Source organism: Collinsella sp. AM41-2BH (genome assembly GCF_003468085.1).
Lineage (GTDB): Bacteria > Actinomycetota > Coriobacteriia > Coriobacteriales > Coriobacteriaceae > Collinsella.
In genome coordinates, this window is the sequence record NZ_QSGH01000002.1 from 139,306 (window position 1) to 156,636 (window position 17,331).

The following is a 17,331-nucleotide window of genomic DNA, read 5'->3' on the forward strand; positions in this document are numbered from 1 at the left end:
CGATGTGGGCCGAGCCCTTAAACCACTACAGTGCCAGCGATGTCGCCGACTCCAGATAGATCACGTTGCCCGGCTGGGTAAAGACCGGAATGTGGTAGAGCAGCTGCAAAATGCCCTGCTTGAGCAGCGGAAACAGTGTGGGATGCAACACTTCGTACATCAGGGCACCAGCCATAAGAGCGGTAAGTACGGCAAGCAGCAGAAGCTTTTGAGCGTTAGAGAATACCGACATGGTCGTTCCTTTCTTTATGCGAGATATTTGGATTGCGTTGTGGGTTAGCGACTCATAGCGATGGCAATGCCAATAACCGTGATAACCACGGGGATCGCAAGCGATGCGAACACAATCCCGGCAAAAAGGCCTACCACCACCGCGCACACGACGATGACCAGTGCTGTGGGCACAAGCGCGAGCAGAGGAGTAACCACGCAGGCAGATGCAAAGCGAAGCCCGTGGAACAAGCACTCATGAGGGAATAAAGCCTTGAGAACTCCTTCGACAATTCGCCACTCGACAATCGTTCCGACTGTTAAGACAACAGCCCAAAGCAGATAATCATTGGCGCGGGAATCCGAAGCCATCTTTCCGGTAACGCCAGCCCACCAATCAAATGCGGCGGCACAGCCCAGCAAACAGACGATCGCGCAGACGACGGATGCAAATGCGCCCGCACCCTCAATTGCACCGAGCAGCTCGCACATGTCGGATTCGCGCTCTCCCGTTAACAGCACAATCCATTTGTGGGCAAGCGCCGCAACGACCGCCACGCCCAGCACAACCCAGTACGCCCTAAACGCCACCAGGCGCCACGAATGGAGCGGAATCACCGTGTTGCCCTCGCCAATCTCGAACATAAAGCCGCCGAGCCACGTCGTCAGCAAGCACATCATGTCGACGGCGACAACGTACAGCACAACCGCAAAGAGGGTTTGCAGAATCATGCCGAAAATATTCACTGTTGTTGGCTTCTTGAGAGCGTCTGGCTCGATCCTATACGTGTCGTATACGTTCATTAGCTGGCCTTTCGTTGCTGAAACAACTAGTTGGTTTATCCACTGTAGCTTGATACAACTAGGAGATATGCAAATCTCTTAGTGTTAGTATCTAGCGAAATATTACCCAATGCGTACGGCCTCATACGCACCATTCGATTTTTTTCTTTTTCATTTGAGTGCCCCGTCTGAAAAACGCCGCAACTGCTCTTCTTGTAGACTGAAGGCAATTGAGCCGCGACGGGCCAGTCAGCGAACCGCGCAATATAGGGAATATGCAGGAGGTGCGCATGCTCAAAACTAAAGCAGAATTTGCAACTCTTCGCTTAAACGAAGATCTCAAGCCATATATGAGCCGATATCTATCGGATCTTGTGTCTCATATGGTCGAGAAATATCAGCCTTCGTCGAGAACGAAAAGGCTCATTGAACTGTGCTGTCGCGATTTTGAGTTTTCGAGCGAGCACGTCGATGGCCCCTCGTGGTCTGTTTTGGGGATTGACCTCAAGCGACCTTCGGCCGCCTCGTTTGAGTTTGAGGACCGCGTTTACAACGAAGCAACCGACGAATGGGATTATGTGCCCGCTTGCGTTTGCAAAAACCGAGTCAAAGTCCCGACGTCGACGTTTACTGCCATCGAGGAGAATATCTTTTTATACGACTACGAGCAGGACGCAGCCTCTCACACGTACGAATCAGCACTCATTTACTGCAGGCCCCCCGAGCTACGACCGCTATCCCAATTCCCGGCATCTATCGATGCGGCAAATGCGCGAGTCCTGGATTTCCTCAGAACGCGCTCGAAGCAGCTGCAACGCAGCGCAGGCATCCCCGATCTGCTTTCGGTCACTGAGTGGTACTACATCTTTCTTGCGGCATCCATTGCCTGCTCACGGCCCCACGCTACGGCCGTCATTCAGATTTCTGACCGTCTGTTCAATCTGGCGCGAGCCGTAGATGGACGTCGCCTTCTTTGTGACCTCGGCCTGCTAAAGAGCATTGTGCTTCTTCCCAACACCATTGCCAAAAAGGCCGAGGGTCGCGCGCTGCTCTTTATTGGCGACGGCGAGCCCAATGATCCGTATTTCCTTTTTGACGGCAGGAGCTTTGACGACAAGCAAATGACCGATGAGATTCTGCACCAGCTCCTCGATTCCGTCGACCGAGCCTACGGCGATCAAAAGAATCCAGTCTATTGGCATCGGCTCGAGGATCAGGGCAACGGCATCTATCCCCTATTACCCAATACAAAGAGCGGATCGTTCGACGAGAGAATGTTCATCCCCCTTGGGTCGCTAGCGCCAATCTACCGCGGCACCGCCCGCAGCGTTGTAACCAAACTGCCCGAATCAGATCCGACAGACAGTTACCAACAGCACGACTGCTACTACCTGTCGCTAAAGCATCTTCATGATGGCGCAATCATTGCCGCAGAAGATGTACTTGAGCGTGTCCCCGATACAGATATCTACGATGTAAGCCGTGTAGACTACGAAGATTTTCGGAAGGCCAAACCGATCGACGCCCGCGAGGCGAGCCTTCTCATATCACGCGTCGGGCCTCCATTCAAGCTTGCCCTCATCACGCCAGGCCACTTTTCTGTCGGTTCTGAGCGCCCCGTGGAGCGCGGTCTTTTGTTTGAGAGCATTGTCCCCTGCGACGCCATGTTCTGCGCTACCTTTGAGGACGAGCTGCTTGCCCAGTTTGTCCTGGCATACCTGTCGTCCGATGAGGGGCAGAAGAAACTGGCGGACACCTCGCACGGAGACGCGCTTGTGCAACTTGCCCCAATGGACCTGCGAAGCATGACCGTGCCTGTTCCCGGGCGAGCGGAGCAGGAGCGCTACGCGCTAGAGTACGAAGCAAAGCAGCGCGCCTACGAGGACGCCCTTAAGCAGGCGGAACATTACGCCGCGAGTAAGGAAACGATGTAGCGACTGGGATCGGCAAGCTGTCTGAACTTTTGCCGACAGCCTGCCGATCAGGCGCGCCGTTCAATGCAGCGGCTAGAGATTCTCATCAGACTTCGAACTGGCCCTGGCCGCCTCTTCGTCCTCAATCAAATTTTTGACCGCTGTATAGGCGTCATACGTAGCGTCTTCGATCTTATCCAGGGCATCTGGGTCATGCATGCAACCGCCCTCCTGGAGTTTCTGGATCAAAAACCAGGCAGCAGTAAGCAAGTTGTCGACATCCTCAACATCCAGCTGATCAATCGAATACGCACTATCGTCGAGTTCCACCAAATATGAACTGGCGACGCGGATGGCCTTACTTACATATGGCTCAAGGTCGTATTGGGGGTAGCGGGCATCGAGGGCCGTTAACGGATCGGTCGGCTCAACCCAATAGAGCATCGTTGCGCTCTCGCGCTTCTCCAGCGGATACTGCTCGACCGCCTTTTCCCAGCTTACATACCAGGGATTGTCGTCCTTGTCTGCAAGCGATTTGCAGTAAAAAAGTGCCGTAGCAGCACTTGCGCAAGAATAGTAATGGCGCGCCCTGCTCTTCTTGAACTCATCGTTCAGCTCATCGTTGTAAAACAGCTCCGCCTCCATGACCAGGAACGGACCATCCTCATCCGTAATGCTCATGGGATAGTTGTTACGCTCATAGTCCGGATACATTTTGTCTCCAATCAACCGTTCGGACACATTAACAAGCAATATCGAACCCGCGCTCACGCGGAGAGTTGTCACCATCGCGCCAATCTGCAAGTTTTTCTCATCGCGTGAAAAGAGCTTGCGATTCTTGCATGTTTTTCTCACGTCGTGACAAGAACTTGCATGGTCGCCCCGCTACCTGCGCCACGAGGCAGCAAGGATAACGGGAATCCCGGCAAGGCACACCGCCAAGGCGACGGCTCCGAGCGCGAGCACGATGGCCACGCTTACGACGACATAGGCCACGGCAATGAAGGTCAGTGCCAGCAGGCAGGCAAGCAGTTCGGCCACGTAGCACAACACCAGGTTCGAGCTCGCGCGCTTCAGCAGGACGTCGGCGAGGCGGACAAGCTCGATAGCGAAGCCGCTGCCGAAATTGCGTCCGGGGCCCTTGGCAAGGAACCACTTGAACAGGCACATCAGGGCGCAGCCCAGCATGATCATGATGGAAACGGCCCATACATTGTGCCCCGACTCAACAAGGCTCTGGTCACCCATCGCGCTGCCGTTGATGAGCCAACTCGTTCCATAGCCCATGAACAGCATCGCCAGCAGCAGGCAGGCGCTCAGCGCGGCGAGAGAGCGCGACACGCGCCCGCTGAACACCGGAGCCTCGCAGCTGAGTCCAAGGCCCTCGCGAACGCGCCAGGCGGCATGGTAGGCAGGGTAGGCCGCGATGAGCGCGGCCACGAGCAGCGACGCCCAATCGGACCCGGGCACAGCCGACGCGTACTCCGCAATCGCGGAGATGGAGAAGGCAGCATGGAACGACTCGTTCAGGAACAGCGCGACCTCGCCCTTCCAGACGCAAAACGGGGCGGCGACGGAGGCGGTGCCGGCAGCGGCAACCGCGGCAACGGCAACGAGCAGCGCGCCCTGCACGAGTTTGACGACCTCGCCTCTGGCGGTGCGGGGCGCAGACTCAACGGCGCTGGACGAAATTTGAATAGAAGTGTTCATGATTTTCCTTTCAACAGAAATCAAACCGGAATCGCCGGCAACTAGGATGCAGCCTCTAGTCGGCTCCGATTAGAGATTGTTCGCCCCCATTGATACCAAGTCGTGCGGACACACTAACAAGCGATATCGAAACCGCGATCTCGTGGAGAGTTGTCGTCCTCAATCCATTCGAGCCCGACGCACTCATCGATCCCTGCATCGGGAACTGACGACCATCTGAACTCGAAACCAAGCTGGTCAAGCTCATCGACTCGCCCACGGATCACTCCGTAAACATCCAACGCATTCTCGAAATCCTCCGAAGACGCGTAGCCTCGCTCGCACTGCCTGCGCATCTGATGCAAGCGACCCATGGCGGCGGCGATAATCTCGCGAAGAGCGATAACCTCGCGCTCGCATACATCAATGTTTCCTTCGTTGAGTTTGATGCGATCGGACATAACGGCCTCCCTGGTTTTAACCCTTTTCGCTTGACTCCATTGAACAGCCGCAAACAGCCGCGTAATATGACTTTTATCGCGTTTTAAATTTTGGCTGTTTGGAGCATCAATGCTTAAGTCCGAAAAAGAAGCATTTAACTGGGGTTTTGAGGCTGGCTTTCTTCGCTCCCCTGTCAATCCCCGTATGCTACTTCTTAACAGGACGCCGGAGATTGATTGTGCCGGCGACGGAAACACATCCGGCAATGCAAGCGCATGGAGTCTCGTCTCCATAGCCAACGACCTATTGCGCGTCGACTTAAGCTCGCTTTTCAACGAGATTGCGTCCCATTTTCGTGAACGAGCAAACCGTCGCTTTTATATCGACCTGCAGAACGCCATGCGCCAGCCCCCTGCTGCTCCTCACCCTGCGCAACACACCTCGATGGACTGCGCAGCCGAGCCAGACCATGACGACTGGCTCGATCCAGACGATCCCGACCAAGAGCCCACCCAAGCAGAATTGAACGAAGCTGAAATCGCTATCAACCTTCAAAAACAAAAGGAACGCGACCTCGATTTCTTTGCTCCGATATTCGACAAAGCCATTACAAGCCATGCACACGGAGAGATTTCCGGCATGGCCAGATATCTCCTTGAAAATGTCTGTAGACAGTGTGTCATGAACATCACGGCGATTCCCGACTATCGCTATTACAGCTGCTGGATGAACAACAACGCTATTGAGTGCGACGAGATCAACCGCCTGTACCGCGCAGTGATTACAACATCGGGCCAACTCAACAAGCAAGAAATGGCGTCCCTCTTCAGCTCCTATCTGCAGCTCGAGTCGAACGACATGAGCATTAACGCTACCAACGGCGAGACCGATCTAACAGCACCGGTGCCGTATGACCGCGACAATCCTATACGCAACTTTCCCAAGGCGAAATCTCAGATAGAAACAGCTTGCGTCTGCACCAATATCGATCTCTTTCGAGCGCTTCTCATTGTTTTTTATCAGGAATGTCTGGAGCTTACCCCGCTGCTTAAAAACACCGAGGCACCTAGCCTGCTCGCGCAAAACGAAGAGTTTTTCCCAGCCGCCATCAAAACAAGCGACCCGCGACAATTTCGATTATTCGATGAGCAGCTGCCGGCAATCATCCGCTTTGGCGAAGCTTTTGTATACGCAGCCAAAAAACACTTGCCCGGAAACGAAACGGCTCAAAAGCTCGAAGAGCATTTGAATGGAATAAAGCACATGAACAGCGCCCCCTTTATGCAGGCGTTTCGTAAAAACTATCTCGAAGCTATGCGCGAGAACCAGATCTTCGCAAATGGAGACTTCCATACGCATGCAGAGCTTAACGACCAGGAAAACCTCAATAGGCTCGTTGGGCTTCAAGCCGTTATTTCAAAGGCAGGAGAGCTCTACTTCACCGAAGAGGAATGGTCCTTTGCAAGCCTTTATGCCCGCATCCTTCACGAGCTGCTGCTGTGCGGCATTATGCCGATATCATGCCAAACCTGCGGTTCGCTCTTTTTTCCGACCGGTCCTAACAGCAAGTACTGCGATCGATATAACGCGGCAACCAAGCTCTACTGCAACCCGCGATATAACGCCAAAAAACATCTTGGTCGCAAATCGCCCCGCGATGTCGCGCTCAATATGCAGAGAAAGACCGAAACGGCATATGAAAAGGGCCTAACGGATTGTGCCCACTATTTTGAGCGCCTCGGCAGCTTTGTCCTCGATGGTCTTGGCCCAGCATACCAAGCGAACGACCTCATTTCCGATGAACTCTATAGGACGTGGCTGTCTATCGTCAACCAGCCCAATTGTAGAGCGAAAATCAAGCGGCCGGATAGGCTCGAGTATCCATACCCCGTGCTGTGGTACGGATTTGTCCGCGATGGCAATCGGTATGTACAAGTCGAGTTTCCTGGAGCCGAGTACCCAACGCTTTTTGAATGTTTAAGCCAGCTCGCCGAAAGCCCACACTCAAAGTGCACGCTGGATTACAAGGGGCCAGGTGAGCATCCATACAGCTCATGGCATGTAAAACTGCACATGTTGTTGGAGATCATTGTACAGATAAATAACGCCGACCACGTGGCGAGGCCCATCCCATTGCTTGGAATCGATGGGCCCGAATATGTCTGGACTGACCCGACCGTCCAAGACACATGGAGCACGCCCGACGCATGCATCTACAGCACCGGAACGATTGAAGACCTTAGCTTTACCGTGTATACAAAGGGATATGGCCCGGAAAAGCAGAACTGAACCGGTCGACATGTGCAAGGGCTGCATGCGGAAGCGCCGAAGGGCAGACCGCTAGTAATAAAACAGAACCGATGAGCGCATAGGTCTCATACGCTGGAGCAACAGCAACGGCGACTTTTACGGTATTCTGCAGTATCCAAACGGATCAACACCCAAATTACTTAGTCTATCTGCCCCTTTTCGGCTTCAAGCAATTCCCGTTCCGAGACGTCTTTGGAATGCACAAATAGGCCCGACATCATACGGTCGCCAATTTCATTGAGTTGTTCAGCAATATTCTCGAATGGTTTATTCAAATCAAGAGTTTTAAGGTAGAACCAGTGGCCAAGTTCATACCAGCATTCATCCAGCGGACCCTCCATAGACGTTTGGGCATAGAGCAGCATTCCGGATACGCTCGCGTTTCGCTGCGCACAATGCATAACATAACTAAATATCTGATTTCTATGTTCAGGACTCAGTATCTTTTTCTCGCAGTGTGTTCCAAGAATTGTTCCATAGCACTTAGCATCTATCACTAGTTTATAGCTAGGCCCTGTTAGCACGACATCCGTGCGCAACCTTGGTAGGTATTGAGACCTTACGCCAATACCATAGTCAACGATAGGCGCAGCAGGCATTAACCGCGGAAAATGTCTGCGATAATATTCACGTATAAACTTCTCAAATAGAGAAGAGAGCCTCTGGCTGCTCAACATAGACGAAAATTCCGCATTACCGTTTTCATCATGAACAGGAATGCTCTTCTCCAAAACCATCCGGCAAACCGCCATCAAGAATCGATAACTCTGATTGAGTTTGTTGTACCTAACCAGTCTCCAATCAATCGAATTAGCCTCGAGTAAATCGACAGTAGATAGGTATAGTGCGCTTGCCCTGAGTCCCTTTCGCGTTCGCGGAGAAACATCATGGCTGCGGATTAATTGAATTATTGCAGTTTTAACAATTTGATTCATATAGGTATTGGCTGTGAAGCTGTCATATAGACACTGCAAACGCATTGTCCCCCGAGCTTTTAAAGCGATGCTTTTCTGAATCAGCGGCCGACCTCTCAGGACTGCAAGAGGCTCTTCATGAGGCGAATAGACACGCTCAAGCCCTCGCAAATACTCTCTTTTTACAGCATCATTCAAGATAATTGCAAAAAGCTCACCGAGTCCATCGAACGGCTCTTTGCCGACTGCCTTCAAGGTGTCCGCGAACACCGCTTCCGCATCACTACCGGAAATACCAGTCGCATACGCAATCATATATAAAATGTTACGGATTGCGACGTTGTTCGCAGCCGTATTGGACATCCTAATCTATAGCCTCATACAAAAGAGAAACCTGTTCATCTAAGATTTCCTTATCGGACGAATCAAACCAATACTCTTGAAGAAGAGGCCGCAGTTCATAGTCAACGATAGACTTGACCTCAATATCCGTAGGGGCAGAATCGAAACAAAAATAGCTATGCCCGATACAAAAACCCTCCCCAAGCGAAGAGTCATGCGAAATGACATCATTTAATCGACGAACAGCATCGACGAGCGAGGTTAGTCTATCGTTACCCAATGAATCAATATAGTCTATAAATGAGCGCTGATTGAGCGCCGGACTCATAGAGTAAAACGCGAATCTCCTTCGAAGCGCATAATCAACCAGCGCGAGACCGCGATCGGCGGTATTCATCATGCCAATTATAAATAGATTCTTCGGAACCGTTAACGGTTCTGGCAATCCCGGAACCACCAATGACTCACCACGATGGTCAGCTTCAATTAACATGAGCAGTTCTCCAAATACTTTTGAAAGATTTGCTCTATTAATTTCGTCGATTATGAGGTAATAATTTTCAAACCGATGGCTTCTATCTGACGCTCGACGAAAAAACTTGGTAAACAAACCCTCCTGAGCAGCGAAAAGCCCATCAGCCGTAGGTTTAAAACCGACTATATAATCCTCATAAGAAGATCCTTGATGAAATTGAACCTTCTCTATACACGTATTATCGGTAGCGCCCATGAGCGAATATGCCAATCGTGTAGCAGCAAAGGTTTTCCCCGTACCCGGCGCACCCTGGAGAATGATATTCTTTTTTCTCTTAAGCAACGAGACGATTGCATCGTAAGACGCTTCGTCCATATAGACTTCTTCAAGAAAATCGCTTTTGTTATATCTTGTAGCGTCGGTACTCCTAAACGTCATTTGGCACTCACGCTTTCTCGACGATTGACAAATTCTATGAGCCCACGGGGCTTGATAATTCCGGCTGCTTTTTCATTTTCGCTTGCTTTTAAGAGCTTTTCGAGACCAAAACCAAGAGGCCAGGCTTTTGGGATTTCAGCATCAGAGAGGTAGTCAGCAAAATATAACCGGTTAATGGTTCTAACAATATAAATCGTCAGATGTGCAATGATGGGCTGGACGTATGGGTCGGTTTCGTCATTATCATATGAACCACCAGCACAAAATGGTTTTCCCTCTCCGACTATAGTAGGAAAACCGGCTCGTACAGACCACCCCGGGAAACGATTATTGAACTGGTCGCGAATCGTATAGTTTTTAGGTCTTCGCTTATAGACCTGCATGTTATATTCGCAATCGACGCCGCCCGTCTGTATAAGGTCGACTCTGTAAGGGGGCGTACCCTCTTCAATCTCCTTTGCCTTCAGGTTGTCTTCGTCAATCTGGCAGTATTTGAAAAACTCCACGGCCTCATTTGGGTCAATACCGGAAAGGTCGATATAAGTCTGGCCACCGCCTCCATCAGGCTTTTTAATACCTTCGATATTGCGAAAGTCAGCGGCAGTCAGGTGACGGTACATAATCTCATCCACAAATAACATTCGACCGCCTCGTTCAATCGGTGCTTACCATTTTTCCAGCACTATTATGAACTCCTTTATTTCATTTGCCAACGAACTGCAATTTGACCTAAAACGTTTGTATGCAATTTCTTTAACCTCAATTTTTCCGTAAGCAGAAAATACGTCGCAAAGATCCTCGACAGGAAAGAGTCCATCTTCGCTATAGCTAATCAAACAAACAGGGCAATGGATATCCTCGATAATCTTAGCGAAGGAATCTTTTGATTTAGTTTTTGTACAAAGATCAGAGTACTGATCGCGCCAAGGACGTAACCCACTCTTGCCAGCAGCAACAGGCTCGTCACCACGTGCGACCGTTTCAAGAATATGATAATTCGCTGCATATTGGCGTTTGATATAAGGAGGGTCCAGATAGCAAAGGTCTGCAGTAACCCCAGCAGCAAGGTCTTCTGCCCTGCCCTGAAGAACCACATTATCAATTCTTCCAGTATTAATGGATACCGGAGCTAGATGGATGGCATTTTTCGCACTTGCGGTAAAATTTGCCAGGAAATAGCCATAGGTTCCAGATATATTTGCCACTTCGTTGACTGCCATAATCAGAGTGTGACGCAAAAGCGCCTCCTCCATTTGGCAAATCCTACCCTCATCGCGCCATTCGTTTATCTTAAGTCTAATTGCATCGATTTTTGCAGCGTTATCCGATGTAAAGTACTTCCTACTTGGACATCCATTTGCAGGAAGCCCTGAAGGAGAAAACTCGCGGAAGAAGTAGCCTTCGACCGGTTCAAGTTCATTTAAATAATTTAGCACTTGCACGTAATGGCACTCAGGTTCAACCGATAAATCGCTCAGCCCCTCGAAAGAAGGCGTACGATTCATGAGCAGCTGCACATAAAGATGCCACTTGCTGTACGTCATAATGTCAGAAGCGATGACGCGGTAGCCAAGTCGACGAAACTCAGCAGCTACGGACCCAGTCCCGGCCATTAAGTCGGCAACAGTTCCTCCGGGGCTTAGATAATTTGAAGCCAATGATGTTATCTGCTCTAACAGCTTTGTCTTATTGCCAATGTAGCGATACATGCCTATTGTTTCATTTCCCTCAGTGCGCCCAAATCGGGCAGCTCCGCCATCTCGTGCTTGATACGCTCGACCTCTTTTCTATCAAGGCCGTATGCTAGCGTAACAAGCAACTCAAGTTCCGCATCGATTGCCGCCGTGTAGTGAAGATTCAGTTTCCGAGCGCCGTCAGCAATTTGATGATGAAGTTCACTTTTGTTGTCAAATCTGATGATCGGTAGTTCCTGAAGAATCCGTTTTGTTAAGTAGGGGTGTGATTTCCACTCATTCTCACCATACAGCTTCATGTAGTAATAAAAAATAACCCTCGAGTTAAGCAGCGCATTGTAAAAGTACAATGCGTCCTCTCTCAACCCTTCGCCTGCGGTAAAGAAGTAGACAGCTTGATTTACCATCCTGCCGCTATCGTCAACAACGCTTTTAATTCCTAACCCAGTCTTTCTAACAAGAATCTTCATGGGCTTATAATCATCAAGGTCCTTGTAATTAATGCCCTCAACTCCAAGTTTCAAATACCGTTGGCATGACAACGAATATCGTCCAACAGATTCACCAACAAATATAGGAACAAAACCATCGGCGGGCCTGAACTGCATGACGGATTCAAGTTCCGAGCTCGACACTTCAACCTCGCGCCCGCAGCATTTACAACGCTTAAGAGCAAGGCCCGAAAATAACGCCGCGGTGTTTGCTCCACCACATTTCGGACAGTAAAAGACGGTTCCGCGCTTTGAGATTTCTACACCTCGATGGAAAGAAACGTCAAAAGACCATTTGCCTCCATGAGACCTAATTCTCTCAATAACCGCATGATCTTCACTTGCCACATCTATATCAAATAGGCAGTCTTCATTTCTTAGAAAATCCATCTGGCGTTTAACGCGATATTGTTCTTCAAAAACTGTCTCGAGCGTCTTGTCTCCACCTAAAACGGCCTTTCTATCCGATGTCGTAAGCCGGAAGCACTTTGTTAAACTGGCATCACTTGGTATACACTTGCGGACAACGACAACCGTTGTCGCACGATGAACCCCCTCGAAAAGTTTTTCTCCAAGACGCGCGATTACTTTTATCTCATATTTCGTAGCAATAAATCGACGTAAACCATAAGCTGTTGCCGAAAATAATGAATCGGGGAGAATAAAGGCAGCAAACCCATTCGCATGTAATATGGCCATGGAAAGCTCTACGAAGAGGGCGTAGCAATCATACTGTCCATCAACATTTTTATAGCCACGCAGCAGCAACTCATCACGATCGTAAATACGGTCGGAGCTCCAAGGTGGGTTAGCAATAATTGTGTCGACACGAGCCAAACGCTCCAGCCAATACGCTTTCGGATCCGTCTTTGCAGATGGACGCAGAAAATCTTTATAAATTATTTCCGAGCCTATTATTTCGGAATAAGTGCGTGAAATCTCTATGGCCTCAGGATCAACGTCAACGCCATAAAGTAACGAATGCCGAACATCACCGCGTGCAACGGCATTAAGTAAAGAAGAGCCCCCGCATGCCGGGTCCAAGCAAACGCCAAAAGACGGCGTGCGGGCAGAAGCGCGCTCGACCTTTAGCAGCGAAACAACAAAGTCAGCCAGAGAATTCGTTGTGTATACAGAACCGTATTTCACGAGCTAAAGCCCCCAATAATAGACAAGGGATGAGCATCGTTTATTACTACAAACCGAATAGTCCCAGCAGCGGTTTTCAGTTATGGATTTAACCATATGACCCTCCAGTCGCACCTCTGGTAATTGGCAAAAGCTAAATATTAACACCAGAAACTGGCGCATAAATCAGTTACGCAACTAAGCAGAAAAAGTATAGTGAACATCGCTTATGCCCCATTCAAGTCGAGCCCTTCCGCCCAAACCGCTTGCTCTTCCAGCAATAAACGCCAATCGTTGATATTGATAATCTAAGCCCCTCCTCGATGGTCGCATTGTCTTTGCTCAAGACCTCTTATTGGACAGGGAGCTCGAATAGTTCCATAATGTAAAATTCAATATAAATTAATTATCTTTATTTGGTATTATCTCATAATTTAATAATTATTATCAAACATATATATCAGATTATGAAATATATGTTTGATGCATTATCATCGATTTATATCAATGCGCATTATTCCGTAGACACAGTCAGAGAAAGCCGACGACTATGAAAGACAATCTACAGGAGCTGAGAAAAGAGGCTGGATACAAGTCTGCGAAAAGCTTCGCCAAGGCCCTGAGCATTCCATTTACTACGTACGCACGATATGAAAGTCGGCCTGATAAAATTCCACTTGCTGCTGCATGGCGTCTTGCAGATGTATTTGACGTATCCATAGACATCATTGTTGGACGTACTGAACCAGACCCCGCGATCGCACCTGGAGCAATTCAATCTCGGTACGACAAGCTATTGCCCGAATTCAAACAATCGCTCAGCGATTACCTCGATTATTTACTAACGAAGAATTCGAAAGTGGCAAGCCACGCCTTCCGCCAGGAATCCCGCCGCATTGAAGCCATATGCGCAAGGCTGGACACCATCTTCTTGGCCGAACTCGAAAAACAAGATCCCGACTTTTTCATTCACGCAACAGCCAAGCAGCTTCGCGCCAGATTTAATGATTTCCTAGAGCAGCGTGTCGACCTGTGCCAAGCAATTGGGGCCGTAAACGCTATTGACGTTATCATGGCTGCATACGACCGCACGCGCGGACCATTTGATTTCAATGGAATTCCAGCCGACGTGGATGCTGACGTAGACGGCTGAAATTCCACATGCACCAGGTGCAACAAAGGCAGGCACTAGGCGACCGAATTGCAGAACGCATAAAAGACGGCGGGCGAATATTTCGCCGCACTCTAATATTTGCTGGAATTTTCCTCATTCCTCAATACCGACTTAGCTGGAAGGGCTAAGGCAATTATGTGAGAAACGCACTGAAAGCAGACGAGTTAAACCCTACCCTTTAAACACCATATAATTGTGATACTCAATAAACTCAGCTCGTGGGGCGAATCGCTTCGGAAGCGTTGTCGGCTCTCCGTTGTAGTGTCACAAATACTTGTCTTCAGGCGTCTCGTGTCCGACCACGCCGAACATTACTGCCTTCAGGTCCTTTTTAATGGTGAGTAGTCCCCCGATCGAACGCTTTGTCGTGTAGCGCATTTAGAAGCAAACCGTTGTCGGGCGCAGGTCCTTCCGTTTTTGAATCAGAGGCTGTCCAGGGCTTGATATGGCTGGCGACCAACAGCGCCTCGTTCGATAGCCCCGTCAAGCAACACCTTGAATTGTAATTGGTAAGCAAGGTATTTCGAAAGAACTCCTGGTTCACTCGCATCGAGACAATTGCTTCGCGCTCTTCGCCCTCTGGCAAATCAAAGCCAATCGCCTCTTTCAACTCATCGCTTAGCGCTTCTTCAAAATCAAAGCGATTAAGGAAAACCTCGGTCGCCTCCTCGACGAGTTCATCTCCAGCAAAGGAATACTTGGCCCAGACTAGCTTGTCCATTTTTGTTTGCATGGATCATTCCAACCTTGCCGCGAGCGCGTCGACGCTCATCGAAAGATGCGAGATTCCAGATTTTTAAGCAACTACGCCCGGCGTTCTGCCAATGGCCTTGGCTAACGCCTGGACATCCTCGCTTTTGTCATCAACCATTTTTGACGGCAGGGCGAGGTATAGGAACAGAACCGCAAGGGTTTCTTCCCTCGACCATTTGTCTCCACGGCCGGCCATGATTGCTCCTCGCCCGCGCACCGCTCACTCAATAGGTCCAGGATAATCATGCAGGAGACCGCACTCACCGCCTTTTCTCATTCGTCGGTGAATAGTTGAGACAACGGCACTTCCCCGCGCTTCTCACACCCGCGCCCAAGCTTCTTCCCAAGCTCCGCAGCACAGCGCTACTTTTCCTCGGCAAACAGGTCATCGATAGCCCTGTCGATCCGCGCGCAAGTCTGCCGATGCTCATCCTTCCAGGGCAGGTTGAGTCCCAGGCTCGCATCTCAAGAGCCGCCGAGCTTGGCGTTGATTACTTCCTCGGGATACAGCGCGTCGCGGCGAACACCTTCAATCGCCTCGTCCTCGTCCATATCACAGGCTGCATCGCCCCCCCCCTCGAGGCACTGGCGCAGCTCCTTTTGCTCGCGGATGCGATTCAGCACGCTGGCACACACCACGGCCAAAAAGCGCAATCTCGGGGGCTAGTCGGATACATCTGGGCCGCGATCCGGCACCGGCGGTAGTATCCGATTGTCACGCCACTTCTAGAATAAAACTAGATTGGCTATAATCAAAATATATTATCGTATATTTGAAAGAGGTATTCAGTGCTTGAACGGATCGGATCATCGGACGCTATTCGTTATATGGTGCAGGATTGCGGCATGACTCTGCAGGATGCATCCGTTAAAACCGGTAAGCAGAAGGGTAGCCTGTCTACTCGCCTGCATAACAACACGCGGTTCACCATCGATGAATTCGTCAAAATCTGCGATGCGTGCGGCTGGCAGCTCGTGCTTAAACGGGGTAGCAAGCAGTTCGACCTGCGCGGGATTGATGAGAACAAGCCGCGCGGCGATGCGAAGAAGTAGGGCCTGGCTATTCGCATGCCTCACCTGCGGTCCATCCATCAGGGTGCAATTGCCTATGGCCGCCGGACGGCTTTAGACATATACGAAATCGACTACGACCTTACCGTCGCCCATGATTTGTCTAGCCGCCGCCTGCGCCGCACGGTTGTCGATTCTCTGCTGTTTCGTTAGGGTTCCGAGGCGAGTCATAGGATGGTACGGCATCGGGTTCGGCATGATTTCGAGGAGTTCGGCCGTGCGGATATCAAGCGCCTCGGCGTATTCATCCAGAAAGTCCCATGCCTCGTCTACCGGCAGCATCGTGTCCCGCTTGGGGTTTTTCCAGTCCTTAACTGATCGGTTTGTAATACCCAATGCTGCCGCGATCTCGGACGTCGGTACTCCCAAGGCGTCCGCTTGCGCGGCAAATGCAGCCTTGAGATCGATATCGGGGGAAAAGTCCAGGTTCTGCTCGATCCACTCGCCGTCGCGGGATGCATAGACAGTAGAGCACTCTATACCCTTCGCGGCGAGTTGGTCGGCGGCAAGGCGGCTCGCGAGATTGTAAAGGCCTCCCGGTTCAGTATCGGGCAGATCTTCATCTCGGTACCAGCGAACGATATGCTGGCCGAACTTCTCGTAGGAATCGTTCGCGTCATTCAAGCATTGCAGTGTGAGGTCGCCGAGCTTTTCGATCTGGTCGCTTATCCAGTCGAAGGCATCCTTGACCGGCATACAGTCGAGCTCGGGGTCGAGCCATTTTCGGACGCTCGAGACGCGAATGCCGAGACCTCCTGCAAGATCTTCCGGCTTGAGCCATAGGTTATCGAGCTGGGCCTGCATCGAGCATTTGAGATCGAACATGGTCATTCCTTCCTGTAATCGTGCAATGCGTTCAAGAGTAATCCGTTGTCGGGCGCGAGGCGCTCCGTCATTGGGTCAGAGACTATACAGGACTTGATATGGCTAGCGACCAACAGCGCCTTGTTCGATAGTCCCGTCAAGCAACATCTTGAATCGTAATTGATGAGTCTTTCGCCCTTATGGGCTATGGTTGAAGCGTCTTTATGTGATTCAACGCACACAATAGCACGGTCCTATTTCGCTCAAAGCAATACCGGAACCACGCATATATTCCCAAGGCAACCAGGAATAGCACCATGAAAATCTCGGCTAAAGTTGGATTACTGGCTATCAGCGCAGACAAATATCCTCCAGCCATAAGAGAGGCAATGATGCCAATCAGGCTAAGGGCCCAGCTCGTATAATGCGTCTCAGCAACCGCCCGTTCGATTATTTTGCATTTCTTTTCCAGGCTAATGTCCCCATCAGCTCCAGCGAGAGAGAAGTCCATTCCTGAAATTAAATCGAGTAATTCAGCCTCGCTGTATCCGCTTTTCTTGAATCTTTTAATGAAGAAACCTCCTGGTCCAGGACCGTAGATAGGACGGTTTACACGAAACAGTTCCTTATAGGCGATTTCCATTGTTAACTCCTTAAAGTACGGGTGCTATTTACGCTATCGTTCTATCATTTCGTTCGGA

20 protein-coding genes are annotated in these 17,331 nt (G+C 50.3%); 4 read left to right on the top strand and 16 right to left on the bottom strand.

Features of this window, described 5'->3' with window-relative positions:
- Positions 1-25 precede the first annotated feature (25 nt).
- Complete coding sequence (locus DW899_RS01955; protein WP_117637090.1) at positions 26-232, bottom strand: hypothetical protein; 207 nt, start codon at positions 230-232, stop codon at positions 26-28.
- Between the two features lie 44 nt (positions 233-276).
- Positions 277-1,014, bottom strand: coding sequence for a hypothetical protein (locus DW899_RS01960; protein WP_118237164.1), 738 nt, complete (start codon positions 1,012-1,014; stop codon positions 277-279).
- A 269-nt stretch (positions 1,015-1,283) separates the two neighbouring features.
- Between DW899_RS01960 and DW899_RS01965 the strand changes: the two genes are divergently transcribed.
- Positions 1,284-2,927, top strand: coding sequence for a hypothetical protein (locus DW899_RS01965; protein WP_117799819.1), 1,644 nt, complete (start codon positions 1,284-1,286; stop codon positions 2,925-2,927).
- 72 nt (positions 2,928-2,999) lie between these two features.
- On the opposite strand, the gene DW899_RS01970 is transcribed toward DW899_RS01965, so the two are convergent.
- The 3 genes from DW899_RS01970 to DW899_RS01980 all read right to left on the bottom strand — a co-directional run bounded on the left by DW899_RS01970 (position 3,000) and on the right by DW899_RS01980 (position 5,056).
- Positions 3,000-3,761, bottom strand: a complete 762-nt coding sequence (locus DW899_RS01970) for a hypothetical protein (RefSeq protein ID WP_158566549.1) — start codon at positions 3,759-3,761, stop codon at positions 3,000-3,002.
- A 30-nt stretch (positions 3,762-3,791) separates the two neighbouring features.
- Entirely contained in the window at positions 3,792-4,616 is an 825-nt protein-coding gene (locus DW899_RS01975; RefSeq protein WP_117799821.1) for a hypothetical protein, read from the bottom strand.
- 113 nt (positions 4,617-4,729) lie between these two features.
- Positions 4,730-5,056: a hypothetical protein gene (locus tag DW899_RS01980; protein WP_117799822.1), complete on the bottom strand. Its 327-nt coding sequence runs from the start codon at positions 5,054-5,056 to the stop codon at positions 4,730-4,732.
- Between the two features lie 109 nt (positions 5,057-5,165).
- Here DW899_RS01980 and DW899_RS01985 point away from each other — a divergent pair, with 109 nt between their 5' ends.
- Positions 5,166-7,325 carry a hypothetical protein gene (locus DW899_RS01985; RefSeq protein ID WP_117799823.1) on the top strand — a complete coding sequence of 720 codons (2,160 nt, stop codon included), beginning with the start codon at positions 5,166-5,168 and terminating at the stop codon, positions 7,323-7,325.
- Between the two features lie 161 nt (positions 7,326-7,486).
- Here the strand turns inward: DW899_RS01985 and DW899_RS01990 are convergent, their stop codons facing one another.
- The 5 genes from DW899_RS01990 to DW899_RS02010 are packed head-to-tail and all read right to left on the bottom strand — an operon-like array spanning position 7,487 to position 12,849.
- Positions 7,487-8,623 carry a restriction endonuclease gene (locus tag DW899_RS01990; RefSeq protein ID WP_117799824.1) on the bottom strand — a complete coding sequence of 379 codons (1,137 nt, stop codon included), beginning with the start codon at positions 8,621-8,623 and terminating at the stop codon, positions 7,487-7,489.
- Between the two features lies 1 nt (position 8,624).
- Entirely contained in the window at positions 8,625-9,452 is an 828-nt protein-coding gene (locus tag DW899_RS01995) for an McrB family protein (RefSeq protein WP_199569846.1), read from the bottom strand.
- A gap of 59 nt (positions 9,453-9,511) precedes the next feature.
- Positions 9,512-10,147, bottom strand: coding sequence for a hypothetical protein (locus DW899_RS02000; RefSeq protein ID WP_147345470.1), 636 nt, complete (start codon positions 10,145-10,147; stop codon positions 9,512-9,514).
- A 33-nt stretch (positions 10,148-10,180) separates the two neighbouring features.
- On the bottom strand, positions 10,181-11,224 hold the full coding sequence (locus tag DW899_RS02005) for a DNA adenine methylase (protein WP_117799827.1): 1,044 nt from the start codon (positions 11,222-11,224) through the stop codon (positions 10,181-10,183).
- Positions 11,225-11,226: 2 nt separating this feature from the next.
- Positions 11,227-12,849 carry an N-6 DNA methylase gene (locus tag DW899_RS02010; protein ID WP_117799828.1) on the bottom strand — a complete coding sequence of 541 codons (1,623 nt, stop codon included), beginning with the start codon at positions 12,847-12,849 and terminating at the stop codon, positions 11,227-11,229.
- Positions 12,850-13,378: 529 nt separating this feature from the next.
- Here DW899_RS02010 and DW899_RS02015 point away from each other — a divergent pair.
- The gene (locus DW899_RS02015; RefSeq protein WP_117799829.1) at positions 13,379-13,981 is read left to right on the top strand and encodes a helix-turn-helix transcriptional regulator; all 603 of its coding nucleotides are present in this window, start codon (positions 13,379-13,381) and stop codon (positions 13,979-13,981) included.
- 352 nt (positions 13,982-14,333) lie between these two features.
- Here DW899_RS02015 and DW899_RS02020 read toward each other — a convergent pair whose 3' ends face one another.
- The 3 genes from DW899_RS02020 to DW899_RS10520 all read right to left on the bottom strand — a co-directional run bounded on the left by DW899_RS02020 (position 14,334) and on the right by DW899_RS10520 (position 15,379).
- Positions 14,334-14,735 (bottom strand): HNH endonuclease, encoded by a 402-nt coding sequence (locus DW899_RS02020; RefSeq protein ID WP_117799830.1) that lies wholly within the window; start codon positions 14,733-14,735, stop codon positions 14,334-14,336.
- Between the two features lie 63 nt (positions 14,736-14,798).
- Positions 14,799-14,951, bottom strand: coding sequence for a hypothetical protein (locus tag DW899_RS10515; RefSeq protein WP_158564416.1), 153 nt, complete (start codon positions 14,949-14,951; stop codon positions 14,799-14,801).
- 269 nt (positions 14,952-15,220) lie between these two features.
- Positions 15,221-15,379, bottom strand: a complete 159-nt coding sequence (locus tag DW899_RS10520; protein WP_158566550.1) for a hypothetical protein — start codon at positions 15,377-15,379, stop codon at positions 15,221-15,223.
- A gap of 165 nt (positions 15,380-15,544) precedes the next feature.
- On the opposite strand from DW899_RS10520, the gene DW899_RS02030 reads away from it, so the two are divergent.
- A complete protein-coding gene (locus DW899_RS02030; protein WP_147349714.1) occupies positions 15,545-15,808 on the top strand; it encodes a hypothetical protein in 264 nt (87 codons plus the stop codon).
- Between the two features lie 72 nt (positions 15,809-15,880).
- Here the strand turns inward: DW899_RS02030 and DW899_RS02035 are convergent, their stop codons facing one another.
- From DW899_RS02035 to DW899_RS02040, 3 genes are read right to left on the bottom strand one after another with little or no spacing between them, the layout of a single operon-like run.
- Positions 15,881-16,651, bottom strand: a complete 771-nt coding sequence (locus DW899_RS02035; RefSeq protein WP_117799833.1) for a hypothetical protein — start codon at positions 16,649-16,651, stop codon at positions 15,881-15,883.
- 2 nt (positions 16,652-16,653) lie between these two features.
- Positions 16,654-16,872, bottom strand: coding sequence for an HNH endonuclease (locus DW899_RS10875; RefSeq protein ID WP_346972609.1), 219 nt, complete (start codon positions 16,870-16,872; stop codon positions 16,654-16,656).
- A complete protein-coding gene (locus DW899_RS02040; RefSeq protein ID WP_117799834.1) occupies positions 16,836-17,273 on the bottom strand; it encodes a hypothetical protein in 438 nt (145 codons plus the stop codon). Before DW899_RS02040 ends, DW899_RS10875 begins: the two co-directional genes overlap by 37 nt.
- Positions 17,274-17,331: the final 58 nt, after the last annotated feature.

Coding starts and splice junctions, on each gene's coding strand:
- DW899_RS01955 (WP_117637090.1), bottom strand. CDS start 232: ATGTCGGTATTCTCTAACGCTCAAAAGCTTCTGCTGCTTGCCGTACTT.
- DW899_RS01960 (WP_118237164.1), bottom strand. CDS start 1,014: ATGAACGTATACGACACGTATAGGATCGAGCCAGACGCTCTCAAGAAG.
- DW899_RS01965 (WP_117799819.1), top strand. CDS start 1,284: ATGCTCAAAACTAAAGCAGAATTTGCAACTCTTCGCTTAAACGAAGAT.
- DW899_RS01975 (WP_117799821.1), bottom strand. CDS start 4,616: ATGAACACTTCTATTCAAATTTCGTCCAGCGCCGTTGAGTCTGCGCCC.
- DW899_RS01980 (WP_117799822.1), bottom strand. CDS start 5,056: ATGTCCGATCGCATCAAACTCAACGAAGGAAACATTGATGTATGCGAG.
- DW899_RS01985 (WP_117799823.1), top strand. CDS start 5,166: ATGCTTAAGTCCGAAAAAGAAGCATTTAACTGGGGTTTTGAGGCTGGC.
- DW899_RS01990 (WP_117799824.1), bottom strand. CDS start 8,623: ATGTCCAATACGGCTGCGAACAACGTCGCAATCCGTAACATTTTATAT.
- DW899_RS01995 (WP_199569846.1), bottom strand. CDS start 9,452: ATGGACGAAGCGTCTTACGATGCAATCGTCTCGTTGCTTAAGAGAAAA.
- DW899_RS02005 (WP_117799827.1), bottom strand. CDS start 11,224: ATGTATCGCTACATTGGCAATAAGACAAAGCTGTTAGAGCAGATAACA.
- DW899_RS02015 (WP_117799829.1), top strand. CDS start 13,379: ATGAAAGACAATCTACAGGAGCTGAGAAAAGAGGCTGGATACAAGTCT.
- DW899_RS02020 (WP_117799830.1), bottom strand. CDS start 14,735: ATGCAAACAAAAATGGACAAGCTAGTCTGGGCCAAGTATTCCTTTGCT.
- DW899_RS10515 (WP_158564416.1), bottom strand. CDS start 14,951: ATGGCCGGCCGTGGAGACAAATGGTCGAGGGAAGAAACCCTTGCGGTT.
- DW899_RS02035 (WP_117799833.1), bottom strand. CDS start 16,651: ATGTTCGATCTCAAATGCTCGATGCAGGCCCAGCTCGATAACCTATGG.
- DW899_RS02040 (WP_117799834.1), bottom strand. CDS start 17,273: ATGGAAATCGCCTATAAGGAACTGTTTCGTGTAAACCGTCCTATCTAC.